Below are 19,359 nucleotides of genomic sequence, written 5' to 3'. Positions count from 1 at the left end.
TCGGCGAGACGACTCCGAGGGGCCCGGACGGATCGCCGTCCGGGCCCCTCGCGTCAACAGCGGGTACGCGGAATCACTCCGGATCCGCGCAGGACACCCCGGGCTCACAGGGAGGTGCGGCACAATGAAGTACCGGGCCGGGTCCGCCGGCCGAGTCTCATCCCCCAAGGGACCGACGGAACGGCGATATGACGACGACAGCGCTTGACGACGTGTCCACCGACGACGATCACGCGAGCGGCACGGGCCCCATCGGCTCGGGGCGCGCCCTGGCCCTGCTCCTGGTGATCACCGGTGCGCTCGGCGGGCTGGCGGCCTGGGTGATCACCCTGGACAAGTTCGAGCTGCTGAAGGACCCGAATTTCAAGCCGGCGTGCAGCTTCAACCCGATCATCTCCTGCGGCAGCGTCATGCAGAGCAAGCAGGCGGCCGTCTTCGGCTTCCCCAACCCGATGGCCGGGCTCGTCGGGTTCGGCGTGGTCATCGCGATCGGTATGGCCCTGCTGGCGGGCGCCCGCTTCCGCCGCTGGTACTGGATCGGCCTGAACATCGGCACGCTGCTCGCCGCCGTCTTCTGCATGTGGCTGATGTCCCAGTCGCTGTACGAGATCAACGCCTTGTGCCTGTGGTGCACCCTGACCTGGTGCGTCACGATCCTGATGTTCTGGTACACGACGGTGCACAACCTCAAGCACGGCATCATTCCCGCCCCCCAGGGGCTGCGCAACGCGGTCCTGGAGTTCCACTGGGTCGTCCCGGTGCTCTGGTACGGCGTGATCGCCCTGCTGATCCTCACCCGGTGGTGGTCGTACTGGAGCAGCCTGCTCTGAGACCTGTCCGGAACCGCACCGCGCCCCGGCCCGCCGATCACGGCGGCCGGGGCGTTGTCAGTGGTGTGGCATAGGCTCCTGAGCGTGGAGCCCGACCTGTTCACCGCCGCCGCGGAAGACCGTCAGGAGAGGGACCCCGTGGGGGCCCCTCTCGCCGTCCGCATGCGTCCGCGCACCCTCGACGAGGTCGTCGGACAGCAGCACCTCCTCAAGCCGGGGTCGCCGCTGCGCCGGCTGGTGGGCGATGACGGCAGCGGGCCCGAAGGGCCCTCGACCAAGGGCGGTGGTGGGCGACGGGTGGGAGGCGGGCCGGCGGGGCCGTCGTCGGTGTTCCTGTGGGGGCCGCCCGGGATCGGCAAGACGACCCTGGCGTACGTCGTCAGCCAGGCGACGAACAAGCGGTTCGTCGAGCTGTCCGCGATCACCGCCGGCGTCAAGGAGGTCCGGGCGGTCATCGACGGCGCCCGCCGCGCCTCGGGGGGCTACGGCAAGGAGACCGTCCTCTTCCTCGACGAGATCCACCGCTTCAGCAAGGCCCAGCAGGACTCCCTGCTGCCCGCGGTGGAGAACCGCTGGGTGACGCTGATCGCCGCGACGACCGAGAACCCGTATTTCTCGGTGATCTCCCCGCTGCTCTCCCGTTCGCTGCTGCTGACGCTGGAACCGCTCACCGACGACGATCTGCGCGCGCTGCTGCACCGCGCGCTGACCGACGAGCGCGGGCTCGCCGGGACGGTCACCCTGCCCGCGGACTCCGAGGCGCATCTGCTGCGGATCGCCGGCGGCGACGCCCGGCGGGCACTGACGGCCCTGGAGGCCGGCGCCGGGTCCGCGCTGGCCAAGGGAGAGAAGGAGATCACCCTTCAGACGCTGGAGGAGTCGGTCGACCGTGCGGCGGTGAAGTACGACCGGGACGGCGACCAGCACTACGACGTCGCCAGCGCGCTGATCAAGTCGATCCGGGGCTCCGACGTCGATGCCGCGCTGCACTATCTCGCGCGGATGATCGAGGCGGGGGAGGACCCGCGGTTCATCGCCCGCCGGCTGATGATCTCGGCGAGCGAGGACATCGGGCTGGCCGATCCGACGGCGCTCCAGACCGCGGTGGCGGCTGCCCAGGCGGTGGCGCTGATCGGCTTCCCGGAAGCCCGGATCACGCTGAGCCAGGCCACCATCGCGCTCGCCCTGGCACCCAAGTCCAACGCCGCCTACATGGCGATAGACGCAGCCCTGGCGGATGTGCGGGCCGGGCATGCCGGTGCGGTCCCCCCGCATCTGCGCGACAGCCACTACAAGGGCGCCCAGAAGCTCGGGCACGGCCAGGGGTATCAGTATCCGCACGACCTGCCGGGCGGTATCGCGGCCCAGCAGTACGCCCCGGACGAGGTGCACGGCAAGCGCTATTACGCCCCGACCCGGCACGGCGCCGAGGCGCGCTACGCCGATGTCGCCGAGCGGGTCCGCGCCAGGCTGCGCGGCGAGAGCGGCGACTGAGGCGGGCGCGGGCGGCGCCGTACGCCGGGATCCGGTGTCACTGCGCCGCGGCCTCGAAGAGGGTGTGCATCGCCCGGCGCAGCTCGGCGATGTCGCCCACCGGCTCGGGGAAGTCGAAGCGGGCGTCGAAGGACCGCTGCGCGTCGTCGGTGAAGCGCACCCGCAGCCCGAAGCGGTCCAGCGCCACCGGCACGGCCCCGTCGCGCAGTCCGCAAGCCGCATCCCGGTCGCCCAGCAGCGCGCACAGTCCGCGGACCTGCTCACCGTGCGCCGCGTGCAGATGCTGGAGCAGCTCCGCCTCGTGCGCGATCAGCGGATCGGGCGCCGCCGCGGCGAACGCGTCGGGCTCGACGGACTCCGCGCCCCAGAGGTCGTCCACCGCGCCCTCGCCGACCTCCAGGCGCAGCATCATCCAGGCGGCCCGCCCGGAGAGGCCCGGCACCGCGTCGGGCCGCAGCGCCTCCCCGATGCCGAGCAGTTCGCCGACGGGGTGCCGCTCGGCGAGCAGCAGCGCCGCCGAGCCGCGCTCTTCGTTGCGTACGGGGGTCAGCCAGCCGGCCACCCAGGCTCGTCCGCGGATCCGATGGGGTACCGAAACCGGCGCCACGTCCGTGATCTCCATCACGGCTGCCAGGTCGTCGTCCTGCGCGTGCGCCGCCGCCCGGGCCGCCGCGGAGTCCCCGGGAACCAGCAACAGCACGTCTCCCTCGTCCGTCACGCTCCGGCAGACCGGTGCCGAGAGGCCGGTCTCGTCGGGGTCCTCGACTCCGGGGATGTCCAGCGACGCCATAGCATGGGATTCGACGAGAGTTCGTATGCGCTCAGCCGCCGAGGGCCGCTGGGCGTCTTCCACGGGACGCGGCTGACCCGCCTTGGTGCTGTGAGCGCCGGGCAGGGGGATCCCAGGTCGAAACATGCGTTCTCCTCACGGTAAGGTAAGCCTCACCTAACTTACATGGAGGAACGTTCCACGTGAACCAGTCGCGTCCCAAGGTCAAGAAGTCGCGCGCGCTCGGCATCGCGCTGACGCCGAAGGCGGTCAAGTACTTCGAGGCCCGTCCCTACCCGCCCGGCGAGCACGGCCGTGGCCGCAAGCAGAGCAGTGACTACAAGGTCCGACTGCTGGAGAAGCAGCGTCTGCGCGCTCAGTACGACATCAGCGAGCGCCAGATGGTCCGTGCCTACGACCGCGCTCGGAAGGTCGAAGGCAAGACGGGCGAGGCCCTGATCGTCGAGCTTGAGCGCCGTCTGGACGCGCTCGTCCTGCGTTCCGGGCTGGCCCGGACGATCTACCAGGCCCGTCAGATGGTCGTCCACGGCCACATCTCGGTGAACGACCGCAAGGTCGACAAGCCGTCCTTCCGCGTCCGCCCCGGCGACGTCGTGATGGTCCGCGAGCGCAGCCGCGAGAAGCACCCCTTCCAGGTTGCCCGCGAGGGTGGCTACGCCACGGACGGCGAGACCCCGCGCTACCTGGAGGTCAACCTCCAGGCGCTGGCCTTCCGCCTGGACCGGGACCCGAACCGCAAGGAGATCCCGGTGATCTGCGACGAGCAGCTCGTCGTCGAGTACTACGCCCGCTGATCAGGCCGGCGCAGCACGCACCGCTCAGCCCGCCGTCTCCCCGCCGCTCGCGGAGGGGGAGGCGGCGGGCTGGTTCGTGGGCGGCGCGGCGATCCGCACCACCCCGCGCGGCCCGGGGGCGGTGCCTTCGGGGCTCCCGGGCCGGAGGATCCGGGCCACCGTCGCGTCCAGGTCCAGCTGCCCGCCGGTCCGCAGGCAGTGCTCGTAGCGCGCCGCACCGAGCCGCGCCCGGGCCTGCTGTGCGCACCGCTCGTGCGGCTGGTTGTAGTGGCGCGAGCCGAACAGCGGCAGCCCCACCGACGGCCAGATCCGGCCGGCCGCGCCCTGGAGCACCGCCGCCTCCTCCGCATCGCCCTCGTCGAGCGTCACCAGGGCCAGCAGCTCGATCGCCAGCACCGCGCCCAGCAGATCGTGGAAGGAGTGGTCGATGGCCAGGCACTCCTCCAGCAGCGCCCGCGCCTGCCCGCCCTCCCCGCGCGACCAGGCCGCGAAGGCCAGCACGAACTGCGCGTACGCCAGCGTCCAGCGCTCGCCGTGGTCTCCGCACACCTGCCGGACGTCCTCGCACAGCCGCACCGCGTCGTCCAGCCGTCCCTGGAAGGCCACCACCATCGCCAGCTCGACCTGGCCCATCAGCACATTGCTGTTGAGCTCGCCGATCTCCCGGTAGCGGGCGAGCGCCCGGCGCAGCAGCGTCTCGGCGCGCGGCATGTCGTCGCAGACCAGCGCGAGGCAGCCGGTGCGGTGCAGCGCGTACGCGGCGGCCGTGGCATTGCCGGTCCGCTCGGCCTCCTCGCGGCATTCCTGGAGCGCCCCCAGCGCGCCGACCGTGTCGCCCTGGAGCACCGCCACATGACCGCTCACCCACAGGGCCTTCAGCCGGGCGTCGTCATGGCCGCTGTCCAGCTCCAGCGCCCGGTCGAGCCAGTGCCGGCCCTCCGAGAGCCGCCCGCAGCCGACCCAGTAGAACCACAGGGTGCCGGCCAGATACTGGCCGAGGTGGACATCGTCCGCGCTCTCCAGGCTCTGCTCCAGCGCGACCCGCAGATTGGGCAGCTCGGCGTCGATCCGTGCCGCGATCTCCGCCTGCCGGGGGCTGAACCAGTCCAGCTCGCACCAGGTCGCCAGCCCCACGTACCAGTCGCGGTGCCGGCGGCGCAGCCGCTCGGCGTCCGGCGTCGCCGCCAGCCAGCCCGCGCCGTAGTCCCGCACGGTGTCCAGCATCCGGTAGCGCACCCCGGCCGCGGTGTCCTCCCGTGCGAGCACCGACTGGGCGACCAACTCCTCGACGACATCGAGGAGTTCATCGGCCGGCAGCTCCGGGCCCGAGCAGACGTACTCCACCGCGTCCAGGTCGAACTGCCCGGCGAAGACGGTCAGCCGCGCCCACAGCAGCCGCTCCTCCGGGGCGCACAGCTCATGGCTCCAGCCGATGGCGGTGCGCAGCGTCCGGTGGCGCGGTGGGGGCACCCCCTGGTTCGAACCGGGTCGCGAGCTCGGGGGAGCCTCGCGGGCCGTGCCGGTCAGCAGCCGGAAGCGGTCGTCGAGCCGGTGGAGCACCTGGTCGACGGAGAGCGCGCGCAGCCGTCCGGCGGCCAGTTCCAGGGCCAGCGGGATGCCGTCGAGGCGCTCGCAGAGTTCGGTGACGGCCGCTTCGTCGCCCGGTTCGACCGCGAAACCGGGGAGCACGGACGCGGCGCGGTCGGTGAAGAGGGCGGTGGCGTCGGCGGTGTTCATCGGGGGCACCGGCAGGTTCTGCTCACCGGGCAGGCCGAGCGGGCGGCGGCCGGCGGCCAGCACCCGCAGCCCGGGGGCGCGGCACAGCAGTTCGGCGGTGAGCTCGGCGCAGGCGTCCACCAGGTGCTCGTGGCCGTCCAGGATGAGCAGCAGTTCGCGGTCGGCGAGGTGGTCGTGGAGCGCGGTGCGGGGCGGGCGTCCGGTGCGGTCGGCCGGCGCCAGCGCCTCGGCGACCGCGTGGTCGAGGAGATGCGGTTCGCGCAGTGCGGACAGCTCGACCTGCCACACCCCATCGCAGAAGCGATCCTGCAAGATCGATGCGCCGCGGAGGGCGAGACGGGACTTTCCGACGCCGCCGAGACCGGTGAGGGTGACGAGACGGGCGGCGGCCAGCTGCCGGTCCAGCGCGGCGAGTTCGTCCCTGCGGCCGACGAACCGGTTGAGTTCCGTGGGCAGGTTGCCGGGCGCCCGCCCCCGCGCGGGCGAGCGGCGGGAAGCGGGGCCGGGGCGCGAGAAGCGTCGCATGGCACACGGAGCGTACTCGTGGTGATACGGACCGTACAATCACCCCTTCCGGTGCCCCTCTCGGCATCGGGAACGGGGTACGGACGGACAGTCACGGCGCGATAAGGTCGAGGTTGCCGTTCGAGCAGGACGAGACCAGACCCAAGAACCAGTCGGAGAGTGGTGCCAGCGTGTCCGGTGGAGAGGTGGCCGGGATCCTCGTGGCCGTCTTCTGGGCGATCCTCGTGTCGTTCCTCGCCCTCGTACTGGTGAGGCTCGCACAGACCCTCAAGGCGACGACCAAGATGGTGGCCGAGGTGTCCGAGCAGGCCGTCCCGCTGCTCGCCGACGCGTCCGCGACCGTCCGCTCCGCGCACACCCAGCTCGCCCGCGTCGATGCCATCGCCGCCGACGTCCAAGAGGTCACCGCCAACGCCTCCGCGCTCTCCTCGACCGTCTCCTCCGCCTTCGGCGGGCCGCTGGTCAAGGTGGCCGCGTTCGGCTACGGCGTGCGCCGCGCGATCGGCAAGAAGGGCGAGGCAGCCCCTGCCTCCGGGCGCACCCAGCGCACCGTCGTCGTCGGCCGTACCCTGCCCGGCGCCCGCCGCGGCGGGCGCCGCAACCGTCGCTCCAAGGACTGATCACAGCGATGTTCCGCCGCGCATTCTGGTTCACCACCGGCGCCGCCGCCGGAGTGTGGGCCACCAACAAGGTCCACCAAAAGCTGCGCAAGTTGCAGCCCGACAGCCTCGCCGCACAGGCCGCGGACAAGGCCGTCGAGACCGGACACCGGCTGCGTCAATTTGCATTGGACGTACGGACCGGAATGGCGGACCGTGAAGAGCAGCTGCACGACGCCCTCGGGCTCAGCTCGCAGACCGAGGTGCGCGAGCTGCCCGCACCGCGCCGCGCGGTGCTCGAAACGCCGTACCGCACCACGAGAACAACCGGACCGAACGGTCTGACCGGACCGACTGGAAAAGAGGACCACTGATGGAGTCGGCTGAAATCCGCCGCCGCTGGCTGCGCTTCTTCGAGGAGCGCGGGCACACCGTCGTGCCGTCGGCGTCGCTCATCGCGGACGATCCGACGCTGCTGCTGGTCCCCGCGGGCATGGTCCCCTTCAAGCCGTACTTCCTCGGCGAGGTCAAGCCCCCCTTCAAGACCGCCACCAGCGTCCAGAAGTGCGTCCGTACGCCGGACATCGAAGAGGTCGGCAAGACCACCCGGCACGGCACGTTCTTCCAGATGTGCGGCAACTTCTCCTTCGGCGACTACTTCAAGGAAGGCGCCATCAGGCACGCCTGGGAGCTGCTGACCAGCTCGCAGGCGGACGGCGGCTACGGCCTCGACCCGGAGCGGCTCTGGATCACCGTCTACCTGGACGACGACGAGGCCGAGCGCATCTGGCACGAGGTCATCGGCGTGCCCAAGAAGCGCATCCAGCGGCTGGGCAAGAAGGAGAACTACTGGTCCATGGGCGTCCCGGGCCCGTGCGGTCCGTGCTCCGAGATCAACTACGACCGCGGTCCGGAATTCGGCGTCGAGGGCGGCCCGGCCGTCAACGACGAGCGGTACGTGGAGATCTGGAACCTGGTCTTCATGCAGTACGAGCGCGGAGCGGGCATCGGCAAGGAGGACTTCGAGATCCTCGGCGACCTGCCCAGCAAGAACATCGACACCGGCCTCGGTCTGGAGCGGCTGGCGATGATCCTTCAGGACGTGCGCAACATGTACGAGACGGACACTCTTCGCGTCGTCATCGACAAGGCCACCGAGCTCTCCGGAGTACGTTACGGCGCCGCGGTCGCCTCCGACGTCTCCCTGCGGGTGGTCGCCGACCACATGCGGACGTCCACGATGCTCATCGGCGACGGCGTCACCCCCGGCAACGAGGGCCGCGGCTATGTCCTGCGCCGCATCATGCGCCGCGCCATCCGCAACATGCGGCTGCTCGGCGCCGACGGGCTGGTCGTCGGAGAGCTGCTGGACGTCGTCATCAGGACGATGGGTCAGCAGTACCCGGAGCTGCTGGAGGACCGCCGCCGCATCGAGACGGTCGCCCTCGCCGAGGAGGCCGCCTTCCTCAAGACGCTGAAGGCCGGCACCAACATCCTCGACAGCGCCGTCACGGAGACCAAGTCCGCCGGCGGCACGGTGCTCTCCGGCGACAAGGCGTTCCTGCTCCACGACACCTGGGGCTTCCCGATCGACCTCACCCTCGAAATGGCCGCAGAGCAGGGCCTGTCGGTGGACGAGGAGGGCTTCCGCCGCCTGATGAAGGAGCAGCGGGAGCGCGCCAAGGCCGACGCCCAGGCCAAGAAGCACGGCCACGCCGACCTGTCCGCCTACCGCGAGGTCGCCGACACGGCCGGCACCACCGAGTTCACCGGATACAGCGCCACCGAGGGCGAGTCCTCCGTGCTCGGCCTGCTGGTCAACGGCGTCCCGGCCCCCGCCGCCCACGAAGGCGACGAGGTCGAGGTCGTCCTGGACCGCACCCCCTTCTACGCCGAGGGTGGCGGGCAGCTCGCCGACACCGGCCGGATCAAGCTGGACTCCGGCGCCGTCGTCGAGGTCCGCGACGTCCAGCAGCCAGTCCCCGGAGTCACCGTCCACAAGGGCGTCGTCCAGGTCGGCGAGGTGGTGCTCGGCGCCGCCGCGTACGCCGCCATCGACGTCGCCCGCCGGCGGGCCATCGCCCGTGCCCACAGCGCCACCCACCTCACCCACCAGGCGCTGCGCGACGCCCTGGGCCCGACGGCCGCCCAGGCCGGTTCGGAGAACTCCCCGGGCCGCTTCCGCTTCGACTTCGGCTCGCCGACCGCGGTGCCCGGCTCGGTGCTGACCGACGTCGAGCAGAAGATCAACGACGTGCTCGCCCGTGAGCTCGACGTGCACGCCGAGGTCATGAGCATGGAGGACGCCAAGAAGCAGGGCGCCATCGCCGAGTTCGGCGAGAAGTACGGCGACCGGGTCCGCGTGGTCACCATCGGCGACTTCTCCAAGGAGCTCTGCGGCGGTACGCACGTCCACAACACCGCCCAGCTGGGCCTGGTGAAGCTGCTCGGCGAGTCCTCCATCGGCTCCGGCGTGCGCCGCGTCGAGGCGCTGGTGGGTGTGGACGCCTACAGGTTCCTGGCCCGTGAGCACACCGTCGTCTCGCAGCTCACCGAGCTGGTCAAGGGGCGCCCGGAGGAGCTGCCGGAGAAGATCTCCGGCGTCCTCGCCAAGCTGAAGGACGCCGAGAAGGAGATCGAGAAGTTCCGCGCCGAGAAGGTGCTCCAGGCCGCGGCCGGGCTGGCCGAGGGCGCCAAGGACGTCCGCGGGCTGGCCCTGGCCGCCGCGCAGGTCCCGGACGGCACCTCCGCCGACGATCTGCGCAGGCTGGTGCTGGACGTCCGCGGCCGGATCCTCGGCGACCGCCCGGTGGTCGTGGCGCTCTTCACGGTCGCCAACGGCCGCCCGCTGACGGTCATCGCCACCAACGAGGCCGCCCGTGAGCGCGGTATCAAGGCCGGCGACCTGGTCCGTACGGCCGCCAAGACGCTCGGCGGCGGTGGCGGCGGCAAGCCGGACGTGGCGCAGGGCGGCGGCCAGAACGCCGGTGCGGTGCCCGAGGCCATCGCCGCCGTCGAGCGGCTCGTGGCCGAGGCGGCCTGACCGGCGTGAGCGAGATGCGACGCGGCCGGCGCATCGCGGTGGATGTCGGGGACGCCCGCATCGGGGTCGCCTCGTGCGACCCCGACGGGGTCCTCGCCACCCCCGTCGAGACCGTGCCGGGACGTGATGTCCCCTCAGCACACCGGCGGCTCAAGGCGATTGTCGAGGAGTACGAGCCGCTGGAGGTCGTGGTCGGTCTGCCCCGCTCCCTCAGTGGGGGAGAGGGGCCGGCCGCGGCCAAGGTCCGGGCCTTCGCCCAGGAGATGGCCCGGAACATCGCACCCGTAGGGGTGCGGCTGGTCGACGAGCGGATGTCGACGGTCACCGCGACCCAGGGGCTGCGTGCCTCCGGGGTCCGCAGCAAGAAGGGACGCTCGGTGGTCGACCAGGCCGCCGCGGTGGTCATCCTCCAGAGCGCGCTGGAAACCGAACGGACCTCTGGGCAGCCGCCGGGGGAGAGCGTCGAAGTGGTCATCTGATCGCGGTACGGTAACGTTCCGCGGGATGTGGCGCCGGTTCGAACAGCCGCGCGTGCAAGTAGAGGCGGATGGGTACCGCAGGCGCTGCCGGCAAGGGGCGCCCCGCCTCTCGGCTCTAGGGGATCGATGACCGAGTATGGCCGGGGCTACGGCTCCGAACCGTGGCATCCCGAGGACCCGCTCTACGGAGATCAGGGTCCCTACGGAGGCCAGGCGCAGCAGCCTCAGTGGAACGGGCAGCAGCCCGCCGGGTATCCCCAGCAACACCCTCAGCAGCCCCCGCACCCCCAGCAGCAGCACCCCCAGCAGCAGTACGACCCGGGGCACGGCGACTGGACCGGCGCACCGCAGGCCGGCCGGCTGCCGTACGACCCGTACGACCCCTACGGGCAGCATGCGCAGCACCCGCCGGCCGATCCGTACGCGGCCCAGGGAGGCCACGAGTACTACGGCGGCCAGGACGGCTACCCGTTCCCGGACACCCAGCAACTGCCCGCGCAGCAGGCGGGGCCGCCGCAGGACCAGCAGCAGTACGGGCAGGTGCCGCATCCGCCGCATCCGGACGGGCACCCGCAGGAGTACGGTCCGCAGCATCCGCACCAGGGCGAGCCGCACTACGACGACCCGGCCGCCGCCGGGGACGACTGGCGGGCCGAGCCGGAGACGGCCGAGCGGGGGCGGGGGGACTCGTTCTTCGCCGATGACCCGGACGACGGGCACGACGACCTGGATCCGGAGGACGAGGGGGAGTCCGGCAGGGAGCGACGCGGCAAGAAGACCAAGCGGCGCAGCGGCACCGCGTGCCTGGTGGTGACCCTGGCCCTCGCCGGTGTCGTGGGCACCGTCGGCTACTTCGGCTACGACTTCATCATGCGGCACTTCGTGCCGGCCCCCGACTACACGGGCGAGGGCACCGGCGAGGTGCAGGTGGTGATCCCGGACGGGGTGCCGCTGTCCCAGATGGGCGTGATCCTCGCCAAGGACGGTGTGATCAAGAGCGCCGAGGCGTTCAGCGAGGCGGCCGACAACAACAAACAGGCGCGGAGCCTCCAGCCCGGTACGTATTCGCTGCGCAAGCAGATGTCCGCGGCTGCCGCGATCGATCTGATGCTGGACCCCAAGAGCCGTAACGGCCTCACGATCCGCGAGGGTCTGCGGGCCGCCGCGGTCTACGAAATGATCGACAAAAAGCTCAAGCTCACGGCCGGCACCACCAAGGAAGTCGCCAGGAGCCAGGCCAAGAATCTGGGACTTCCGTCCTGGGCCGATGACTCTCCGAAGATCAAGGACCCGCTGGAGGGCTTCCTCTACCCGTCGACCTACAGCGTGGGCGACAACGCGAAGCCGGCGGACGTCCTCAAGGAAATGGTCGGGCGAGCCACCCAGGAATACCAGAAGTACGATCTCGAAGCGAATGCCCAGAAATTCCATCTGACGTCTCCGCTCCAGCTCATCACGGTCGCCAGCCTCACTCAGGCCGAGGGCATGACGCACGATGACTTCCGGAAGATGGCCGCCGTCGTCTACAACCGGCTGGCCCCGACCAATAGGGATACGTTCCAGAAGCTGGAATTCGACTCGACCTTCAACTATCTGAAGAACCAGAGCAAGATCAATATCAGTACCGAGGAAATCCGGCACTACAACGACCCGTACAACACCTACTTCTACAAGGGGCTGCCGCCCGGTCCGATCGGAAATCCCGGTGCCGATGCGCTCAAGGCGACGATCAATCCGGATAATTCCGACAAGTGGCTCTACTTCATTTCGGTGGACGGTAAGACGACGGAATTCACCACAAATTACGTCGACCATCAGAAGCTGGTCCAGGAATTCAACAAGCGGCAGCAAGAGAAGAAGAAGCAGAACGGGAACTGAAGGCAAGGCCGTGTCCGACAACAAGAAGGCGGCGGTCCTCGGATCGCCCATCGCGCACTCCCTCTCGCCGGTGCTGCACCGCGCCGCCTACGCCGCACTCGGGCTCACCGGCTGGGAGTACGGCCGCCACGAGGTCGACGAAGCCGCGCTCCCCGGGTTCCTGGAGAAGCTCGGCCCGGAGTGGGCCGGCCTGTCGCTGACCATGCCGCTCAAGCGGGCGGTGATCCCGCTGCTCGACGAGATCACCCCCACCGCGGCCTCGGTCGAGGCGGTCAACACCGTCGTGTTCACCCCCGACGGGCGCCGCCTCGGCGACAACACCGACATCCCCGGCATGCTGGCCGCGCTGCGCGAACGCGGCGTGGACAAGGTCGAACGGGCCGCCGTCCTGGGCGCCGGGGCCACCGCATCCTCCGCGCTCGCCGCGCTCTCCCGCATCTGCACCGGCGAGGTCACCGCGTACGTCCGCAGCGCGGCGCGCGCCGACGAGATGCGCGGCTGGGGCGACCGGCTCGGTGTCACGGTCCGCACCGCCCCCTGGGAGGACGCCGCCGCGGCCTTCGAGGCGCCGCTGGCCATCGCCACCACCCCCGCGGGCAGCACCGACGCGCTCGCCGCCGCCGTCCCCGACCGGCCCGGCACGCTCTTCGACGTTCTCTACGAGCCCTGGCCGACGGCGCTGGCCACCGCCTGGGCCGACCGCGGCGGTGCCGTCGTCGGCGGTCTGGACCTGCTGGTCCACCAGGCCGTCCTCCAGGTCGAGCAGATGACCGGGCGGTCCCCGGGGCCGCTGGCCGCGATGCGCACGGCAGGCGAGGCGGCGCTCGCGGCCCGCTGACCCGCCGCCCCGTCCCGGCTGCCCCGCGGCCCCGGTCCGCAGCGTGGACGGGGCGCCGCCCGGCCCGTGCGACGTGGGAGGATCAGGGGGAAGACCGTATGCGGATGAGCAGCACATGAGCAGTACTGAGGAGCACCGTTGAGCAGGTTGCGCTGGCTGACGGCGGGGGAGTCGCACGGCCCCGCACTCGTGGCGACGCTGGAGGGCCTTCCGGCCGGGGTCCCGATCACCACGGAGCTGGTGGCGGACGCCCTGGCCCGCCGCCGGCTGGGCTATGGCCGCGGTGCCCGGATGAAGTTCGAGCAGGACGAGGTCACGTTCCTGGGCGGTGTGCGGCACGGCCGCTCGCTGGGCTCCCCGGTGGCGATCATGGTCGGCAACACCGAGTGGCCCAAGTGGGAGCAGGTGATGGCCGCCGACCCGGTCGACGAGAGCGTACTGGCCGAGCTGGCCCGCAACGCCCCGCTGACCCGCCCCCGCCCCGGTCATGCCGACCTCGCCGGTATGCAGAAGTACGGCTTCGACGAGGCCCGCCCGATCCTGGAGCGCGCCTCCGCCCGGGAGACCGCGGCCCGGGTCGCGCTGGGCGCGGTCGCCCGCTCCTTCCTCAAGGAGGCGGCCGGCATCGAGATCGTCTCGCACGTCGTCGAACTGGCCGCAGCCAAGGCCCCGTACGGCGTCTACCCCAAGCCCTCCGACGTCGAGAAGCTGGACGCCGACCCGGTGCGCTGCCTGGACGCGGACGCCAGCAAGGCGATGGTCGCGGAGATCGACCAGGCCCACAAGGACGGCGACACCCTGGGCGGTGTGGTCGAGGTGCTGGCGTACGGCGTGCCGGTGGGACTCGGCTCGCACGTCCACTGGGACCGGCGGCTGGACGCCCGGCTGGCGGCGGCCCTGATGGGCATCCAGGCCATCAAGGGCGTCGAGGTCGGCGACGGCTTCGACCTGGCGCGGGTGCCCGGCTCGAAGGCGCACGACGAGATCCTGGCCACCGACGACGGCATCAAGCGCGCCTCGGGCCGCTCCGGTGGCACCGAGGGCGGGCTGACCACCGGTGAACTGCTGCGCGTGCGGGCCGCGATGAAGCCGATCGCGACCGTGCCGCGGGCGCTGGCGACGATCGACGTCGCCACCGGCGAGGCGGCCAAGGCGCACCACCAGCGCTCCGACGTCTGCGCGGTGCCGGCCGCCGGCATCGTCGCCGAGGCGATGGTGGCGCTGGTGCTGGCGGACGCGGTGGTGGAGAAGTTCGGCGGCGACAGCGTGCCGGAGACCCGCCGCAACGTGCGCAGCTTCCTCGACAACCTGGCGATCAAGTGACCGCGCCCGTCGTCGTACTGGTCGGCCCGCCCGGGGCCGGCAAGTCCACCGTGGGCGCGCTGCTGGCCGGGCGGCTGGGCGTCGGCTACCGGGACACCGACGCGGACATCGTCGCCACCGCCGGCAAGCCGGTCGCCGAGATCTTCATCGACGAGGGCGAGCCGCACTTCCGCGACCTGGAGCGGGAGGCGGTCCGTACGGCTCTCGACACCCATCCCGGAGTCCTCTCCCTCGGCGGCGGGGCGATCATGGACGACGGCACCCGGAAGCTGCTGACCGGACTGCCGGTCGTCTTCCTGGACGTCGAACTGGCCGATGCCGTCAAGCGGGTGGGCCTGGACGCGCCCCGCCCGCTGCTCGCGGTCAACCCGCGCAAGCAGTGGCGCGAGCTGATGGAGCGGCGCCGTCCGCTGTACACCGAAGTCGCGCGTGCCGTGATCGCCACGGGGGAGCGCACCCCCGAGGACGTCGCCGACGCGATCGTGGACGCTTTGGAGCTACGGCCGACCGCCGCGGACACCCCGCGGCCCGCCGGCAGGGAGGAACAGGCATGACGGAGCAGGCCACCCGCATCCAGGTCGGCGGCACCGCGGGCACCGACCCTTACGAGGTGCTCGTCGGGCGCCGGTTGCTGGGCGAACTCCCCGGCCTGATCGGCGCCGCCGCCAAGCGCGTCGCCGTGCTGCACCCCGAGGCGCTGGCCGCCACCGGCGAGGCGCTGCGCGAGGACCTGGCCGGCCAGGGCTACGACGCGATCGCGATCCAGCTGCCGAACGCCGAGGAGTCCAAGACCGCCGAGGTCGCCGCGTACTGCTGGAAGGCGCTCGGGCAGACCGGCTTCACCCGCACCGATGTGATCGTCGGCGTCGGCGGCGGTGCCACCACCGACCTGGCCGGCTTCGTCGCCGCGACCTGGCTGCGCGGGGTGCGCTGGATCGCCGTACCGACCACCGTCCTGGGCATGGTGGACGCGGCGGTCGGCGGCAAGACCGGCATCAACACCGCCGAGGGCAAGAACCTCGTCGGCGCCTTCCACCCGCCGGCCGGAGTGCTCTGCGACCTGGCCGCGCTGGACTCGCTGCCGGTCAACGACTACGTCTCCGGCCTGGCCGAGGTGATCAAGGCCGGCTTCATCGCCGACCCGGCGATCCTCGACCTGATCGAGTCGGACCCGGAAGGCGCCAGGCGCCCCGACGGCCCGCACACCGCCGAGCTCATCGAGCGGGCGATCCGGGTCAAGGCCGAGGTGGTCTCCGCGGACCTCAAGGAGTCCGGTCTGCGCGAGATCCTCAACTACGGCCACACCCTGGCGCACGCCATCGAGAAGAACGAGCGCTACAACTGGCGGCACGGCGCCGCGGTCTCCGTCGGCATGGTCTTCGCCGCCGAACTCGGCCGGATCGCGGGCCGGTTGGACGACGCCACCGCCGACCGGCACCGCGCCGTCCTGGCCTCCGTCGGACTGCCGCTGACCTACCGCGGCGATCAGTGGCCCAAGCTGCTGGAGACCATGAAGGTCGACAAGAAGTCCCGCGGCGACCGGCTCCGCTTCATCGTCCTGGACGGCCTCGCCAAGCCGACCGTCCTGGAGAGCCCGGACCCGGCCATGCTGCTCGCGGCGCACGCCGAGATCGCGGCGTGAGCCCGATGAGCCGCCGCGTGCTGGTCCTCAACGGCCCCAACCTCGGCCGGCTGGGCTCCCGGGAGCCCGACGTCTACGGCGCCACCTCCTACGCCGGACTGGTCGCCGAGTGCGCCCGGCTCGGCAGGGAGCTGGGCTTCGAGGCCGAGGTCCGGGAGACCAACGACGAGGGTGAGATGGTCCGTTGGCTGCACGAGGCCGCCGACGGATCGATTCCGGTCATCATCAACCCCGGTGCGTTCACGCACTATTCGTACGCGATGCGGGACGCCGCGGCCCAGCGCACCGCCCCGCTGATCGAGGTGCACATCTCGAACCCGTACGCCCGCGAGGAATTCCGCCACAATTCGGTCATCGCGGCCGTCGCCAGCGGCACCGTCGCGGGTTTCGGGATCGGTTCGTACCGGCTCGCGCTCCGCGCGCTGGCCGAGGAACTCTCCGGCTGACGCACCCGCTTCGGTCATCCTCCCCGCCCTCGGCCGTTCATTCGACGGACGCCGGGGGTAGGGACCCTTCCGGGCAGCCGTCGGGAAGGTACGGTTCACAGCAGCACCACCCACCACCGGCGGTGGGGCACCAACGGCCCTTCCGGGCCGGTCGGTTACCGCACGGCGCACCGGGCAGCCAGGCCCGGCGCCGGGCACCGCACCACGTAGACCGCACGAGACGGAGAGCCACCGGATGCAGTACGCAGTGGGGGCCCCGCTGCCGCCGCCCCGCGGGCCGCTTCACACCCCCGGGGCCACCATGAGCTGGACGCCCCACCCCGGGCAGCCCCTCCCGCCCGGCTCACCGCCCGCCCCCGCGGGCCCGCCGCCGCCCGCCGCCCCGCCGGCCCCCGTGCCCCCCGCGCACGGCGCCCCCGGACCGGGCTGGCCCGCCCCCGCACCGCACCAGGCCCCGCCCACCCAGCACAGCACCGACATCACCGGCCATATCCAGCTGCCCCCGGGCGCCCCGGTCGCGCTGCCCAGCCCGCCCCTCGGCGCCGCCGCACCGGACGCCGCGCACGCCGCCGTCGCGGTGCTGCTGATCGGCCCGGCCGGCGCCGGCAAGACCAGCGTCGCCCGCCACTGGGCCGACACCCGGCGGGTGCCGACCGCGCACATCAGCCTGGACGACGTCCGTGAGTGGGTCCGGTCCGGCTTCGCCGATCCGCAGTCGGGCTGGAACGACAACTCCGAGGCGCAGTACCGCCTCGCCCGCCGCACCTGCGGCTTCGCGGCCCGCAACTTCCTCGCCAACGGCATCTCCTGCATCCTCGACGACGCGGTCTTCCCGGACCGCCCGGTCGTCGGCCTCGGCGGCTGGAAGCGCCATGTGGGCCCCGGCCTGCTGCCGATCGTGCTGCTCCCGGGGCTGGAGATCGTCCTGGAGCGCAACGCCCGGCGCACCGGCAACCGCCGCCTCTCCGACGAAGAGGTGGCCCGGATCCACGGCCGGATGGCCGGCTGGTACGGCTCCGGACTGCCGATCATCGACAACTCCCAGCACGACGTCGCCACCACCGCCGGGATGCTGGACGACGTCGTCGCCCGCAGCATCGCCAGCCCGCCCAGCTGGTAGTCCGCGCCCGCCGCCGGACTCCGGTCCCCCGGGCGGCCGTCTCGAACGGCCGCCCCGGGAGAGCGGTCGTACGCTGGCGATATGTCCGAGTTGTACGCGGTTCGACGCACGCGGCTGCGCGACCGCTGCGCCGCAACCGGAAGCTGTGCCGCCCTGATCTCGCGCCCCGCGAACGTCCGCTACCTCACCGGCTGCACGCCGCCCGGTGCGGCGCTGCTGCTGGGTCCCGGCGATGACGTACTGCTCTGCGGCAGACCGCTGAGCGGCGATCCCACCGAAGGGCGGCCCGCCGACGACGTCCGGATCTCGGTGCTGCCCACCCGCGGCGGCGACCCCGTCGTGGCCGCCGCCGACCTGGCCGCCAAACAGGGCGTTCGCACGCTGGCCGTCGAGGAGCACCACCTCACCGTCACCCGCCACCGGGCGCTCGCCCAGGTCGCCCCGCGGATGCGGCTCACCGATCTGGCCTGTGCCGTGGAGGCGCAGCGGCTGGTCAAGGACGACGACGAGATCGCCTGTCTGCGGATCGCCGCCGAGATCAGCGACCAGGCCCTGGGCGAACTCCTGGAGTCGATCCTGGTCGGCCGGACCGAGCGGCACCTCGCGCTCGAACTGGAGCGCCGCCTGGTCGACCACGGCGCCGACGGCCCGGCCTTCGCGACCTCCGTCGCGACCGGGCCGAACTCCGGCCGCGGCCGGCATCTGCCCACCGACCGCAGGGTGGAGGAGGGCGACTTCCTGACCGTCGGCCTGGGCGCGAACTACCGGGGCTACCGCTGCGAGATCGGCCGCACCTTCGTCATCGGCACCACTCCGGCGGACTGGCAGATCGAGCTGTACGAACTGGTCTTCGCGGCCCAGAAGGCCGGCCGGGAGGCGCTGGCACCGGGTGTGGAGTGCCGCGAGGTGGACCGGGTGACCCGTCATCTGCTGGAGACGGCGGGGCACGGCGAGGGGCTCGGACCGTGGACCGGGCACGGCGTGGGACTCGAAATCGACGAGGACCCTCAATTGTCACCTGCCGCCATGGGTAAACTGGACGCTTGCGTGCCGGTCACCGTCGAGCCGGGGGTTCACATCCCGGGCCGTGGGGGTGTCCGGATCGACGACACCCTCGTCGTCCGCCCCGAGGCGGACGGCGGACCCGAGCTACTCACGATCACGACCAAAGAGCTGCTCGCCCTGTGAGCCCGCGGGCTCGCTGCGCGCGGCTTCGAGGTTTCCACCACCTGTAGTCCAGGAGATTCCGCAACCGTGGCTTCCACGAACGACCTCAAGAACGGCATGGTGCTCAAGCTCGAAGGCGGCCAGCTCTGGTCCGTCGTCGAGTTCCAGCACGTCAAGCCCGGTAAGGGCCCGGCCTTCGTCCGCACCAAGCTGAAGAACGTGCTCTCCGGCAAGGTGGTGGACAAGACCTTCAACGCCGGTGTGAAGGTGGAGACGGCCAACGTCGACAAGCGCGGGATGCAGTTCTCGTACATGGACGGCGACTACTTCGTCTTCATGGACATGGACACCTACGACCAGCTGCACGTCGACCGCAAGGCCGTCGGCGACGCCGCCAACTTCCTGATCGAGGGCTTCGAGGCCGTCGTCGCGCAGAACGAGGGCCAGGTGCTCTACGTCGAGCTGCCGGCCGCCGTCGAGCTGGTCATCCAGGAGACCGAGCCGGGCGTCCAGGGCGACCGCTCCACCGGCGGCACCAAGCCCGCCACGCTGGAGACCGGCTACGAGATCCAGGTCCCGCTCTTCATCACCACCGGTGAGAAGATCAAGGTCGACACCCGTACCGGCGACTACCTCGGCCGGGTGAACAGCTAA

Annotated in this window: 18 protein-coding genes; 16 read left to right on the top strand and 2 right to left on the bottom strand. The window is 71.6% G+C overall.

Going from position 1 to position 19,359, the window contains the following annotated elements; all coding sequences use genetic code 11:
• Positions 1–188 precede the first annotated feature (188 nt).
• Both IEZ17_RS18740 and IEZ17_RS18735 read left to right on the top strand, forming a co-directional pair.
• A complete protein-coding gene (locus IEZ17_RS18740) occupies positions 189–830 on the top strand; it encodes a vitamin K epoxide reductase family protein (RefSeq protein WP_189301558.1) in 642 nt (213 codons plus the stop codon).
• A gap of 84 nt (positions 831–914) precedes the next feature.
• The gene (locus tag IEZ17_RS18735) at positions 915–2,324 is read left to right on the top strand and encodes a replication-associated recombination protein A (RefSeq protein ID WP_189301556.1); all 1,410 of its coding nucleotides are present in this window, start codon (positions 915–917) and stop codon (positions 2,322–2,324) included.
• A gap of 37 nt (positions 2,325–2,361) precedes the next feature.
• On the opposite strand, the gene IEZ17_RS18730 is transcribed toward IEZ17_RS18735, so the two are convergent.
• A complete protein-coding gene (locus IEZ17_RS18730; protein WP_229852380.1) occupies positions 2,362–3,114 on the bottom strand; it encodes a DUF2470 domain-containing protein in 753 nt (250 codons plus the stop codon).
• A gap of 182 nt (positions 3,115–3,296) precedes the next feature.
• On the opposite strand from IEZ17_RS18730, the gene rpsD reads away from it, so the two are divergent.
• Entirely contained in the window at positions 3,297–3,908 is a 612-nt protein-coding gene (gene rpsD / locus IEZ17_RS18725; RefSeq protein WP_039638011.1) for a 30S ribosomal protein S4, read from the top strand.
• A 24-nt stretch (positions 3,909–3,932) separates the two neighbouring features.
• Here the strand turns inward: rpsD and IEZ17_RS18720 are convergent, their stop codons facing one another.
• Complete coding sequence (locus IEZ17_RS18720; RefSeq protein WP_189301553.1) at positions 3,933–6,170, bottom strand: ATP-binding protein; 2,238 nt, start codon at positions 6,168–6,170, stop codon at positions 3,933–3,935.
• A 170-nt stretch (positions 6,171–6,340) separates the two neighbouring features.
• Between IEZ17_RS18720 and IEZ17_RS18715 the strand changes: the two genes are divergently transcribed.
• From IEZ17_RS18715 to efp, 13 genes are all read left to right on the top strand, one after another.
• A complete protein-coding gene (locus IEZ17_RS18715) occupies positions 6,341–6,790 on the top strand; it encodes a DUF948 domain-containing protein (RefSeq protein WP_229852379.1) in 450 nt (149 codons plus the stop codon).
• 8 nt (positions 6,791–6,798) lie between these two features.
• On the top strand, positions 6,799–7,143 hold the full coding sequence (locus tag IEZ17_RS18710) for a DUF6167 family protein (protein ID WP_189301550.1): 345 nt from the start codon (positions 6,799–6,801) through the stop codon (positions 7,141–7,143).
• Positions 7,143–9,812, top strand: a complete 2,670-nt coding sequence (alaS, locus tag IEZ17_RS18705; protein WP_189301548.1) for an alanine--tRNA ligase — start codon at positions 7,143–7,145, stop codon at positions 9,810–9,812. The genes IEZ17_RS18710 and alaS overlap by 1 nt, the downstream gene beginning before the upstream one ends.
• 14 nt (positions 9,813–9,826) lie before the next feature.
• Positions 9,827–10,291, top strand: a complete 465-nt coding sequence (gene ruvX / locus IEZ17_RS18700; protein ID WP_159509929.1) for a Holliday junction resolvase RuvX — start codon at positions 9,827–9,829, stop codon at positions 10,289–10,291.
• 126 nt (positions 10,292–10,417) lie between these two features.
• Positions 10,418–12,169, top strand: coding sequence for an endolytic transglycosylase MltG (gene mltG / locus IEZ17_RS18695; protein WP_189301547.1), 1,752 nt, complete (start codon positions 10,418–10,420; stop codon positions 12,167–12,169).
• Positions 12,170–12,179: 10 nt separating this feature from the next.
• Complete coding sequence (locus IEZ17_RS18690; RefSeq protein WP_189301545.1) at positions 12,180–13,007, top strand: shikimate dehydrogenase; 828 nt, start codon at positions 12,180–12,182, stop codon at positions 13,005–13,007.
• A gap of 138 nt (positions 13,008–13,145) precedes the next feature.
• Positions 13,146–14,330, top strand: a complete 1,185-nt coding sequence (aroC, locus tag IEZ17_RS18685) for a chorismate synthase (protein ID WP_189301543.1) — start codon at positions 13,146–13,148, stop codon at positions 14,328–14,330.
• Complete coding sequence (locus IEZ17_RS18680) at positions 14,327–14,884, top strand: shikimate kinase (RefSeq protein ID WP_189301541.1); 558 nt, start codon at positions 14,327–14,329, stop codon at positions 14,882–14,884. The genes aroC and IEZ17_RS18680 overlap by 4 nt, the downstream gene beginning before the upstream one ends.
• On the top strand, positions 14,881–15,972 hold the full coding sequence (aroB, locus tag IEZ17_RS18675; protein ID WP_189301539.1) for a 3-dehydroquinate synthase: 1,092 nt from the start codon (positions 14,881–14,883) through the stop codon (positions 15,970–15,972). Before IEZ17_RS18680 ends, aroB begins: the two co-directional genes overlap by 4 nt.
• A 5-nt stretch (positions 15,973–15,977) precedes the next feature.
• On the top strand, positions 15,978–16,418 hold the full coding sequence (gene aroQ, locus IEZ17_RS18670) for a type II 3-dehydroquinate dehydratase (RefSeq protein WP_189301657.1): 441 nt from the start codon (positions 15,978–15,980) through the stop codon (positions 16,416–16,418).
• Between the two features lie 235 nt (positions 16,419–16,653).
• Positions 16,654–17,538 carry a Pro-rich N-terminal domain-containing protein gene (locus IEZ17_RS18665; RefSeq protein WP_189301537.1) on the top strand — a complete coding sequence of 295 codons (885 nt, stop codon included), beginning with the start codon at positions 16,654–16,656 and terminating at the stop codon, positions 17,536–17,538.
• A gap of 81 nt (positions 17,539–17,619) precedes the next feature.
• On the top strand, positions 17,620–18,726 hold the full coding sequence (locus IEZ17_RS18660) for an aminopeptidase P family protein (RefSeq protein WP_189301535.1): 1,107 nt from the start codon (positions 17,620–17,622) through the stop codon (positions 18,724–18,726).
• Between the two features lie 66 nt (positions 18,727–18,792).
• Positions 18,793–19,359 carry an elongation factor P gene (gene efp, locus IEZ17_RS18655; protein WP_189301533.1) on the top strand — a complete coding sequence of 189 codons (567 nt, stop codon included), beginning with the start codon at positions 18,793–18,795 and terminating at the stop codon, positions 19,357–19,359.

Source organism: Streptomyces albospinus (genome assembly GCF_014648695.1).
Classification (GTDB): Bacteria; Actinomycetota; Actinomycetes; order Streptomycetales; family Streptomycetaceae; genus Streptomyces; species Streptomyces albospinus.
This window is presented reverse-complemented; position numbering and strand designations above follow the sequence as displayed.

What these genes read in the sequence shown, in the direction of transcription:
- IEZ17_RS18660 (WP_189301535.1), top strand. Translation starts at nt 17,620, where the DNA reads ATGTCCGAGTTGTACGCGGTTCGACGCACGCGGCTGCGCGACCGCTGC.
- IEZ17_RS18710 (WP_189301550.1), top strand. Translation starts at nt 6,799, where the DNA reads ATGTTCCGCCGCGCATTCTGGTTCACCACCGGCGCCGCCGCCGGAGTG.
- aroQ (WP_189301657.1), top strand. Translation starts at nt 15,978, where the DNA reads ATGAGCCGCCGCGTGCTGGTCCTCAACGGCCCCAACCTCGGCCGGCTG.
- IEZ17_RS18740 (WP_189301558.1), top strand. Translation starts at nt 189, where the DNA reads ATGACGACGACAGCGCTTGACGACGTGTCCACCGACGACGATCACGCG.
- IEZ17_RS18730 (WP_229852380.1), bottom strand. Translation starts at nt 3,114, where the DNA reads ATGGCGTCGCTGGACATCCCCGGAGTCGAGGACCCCGACGAGACCGGC.
- alaS (WP_189301548.1), top strand. Translation starts at nt 7,143, where the DNA reads ATGGAGTCGGCTGAAATCCGCCGCCGCTGGCTGCGCTTCTTCGAGGAG.
- IEZ17_RS18720 (WP_189301553.1), bottom strand. Translation starts at nt 6,170, where the DNA reads ATGCGACGCTTCTCGCGCCCCGGCCCCGCTTCCCGCCGCTCGCCCGCG.
- aroB (WP_189301539.1), top strand. Translation starts at nt 14,881, where the DNA reads ATGACGGAGCAGGCCACCCGCATCCAGGTCGGCGGCACCGCGGGCACC.
- IEZ17_RS18665 (WP_189301537.1), top strand. Translation starts at nt 16,654, where the DNA reads ATGCAGTACGCAGTGGGGGCCCCGCTGCCGCCGCCCCGCGGGCCGCTT.
- ruvX (WP_159509929.1), top strand. Translation starts at nt 9,827, where the DNA reads ATGCGACGCGGCCGGCGCATCGCGGTGGATGTCGGGGACGCCCGCATC.
- mltG (WP_189301547.1), top strand. Translation starts at nt 10,418, where the DNA reads ATGACCGAGTATGGCCGGGGCTACGGCTCCGAACCGTGGCATCCCGAG.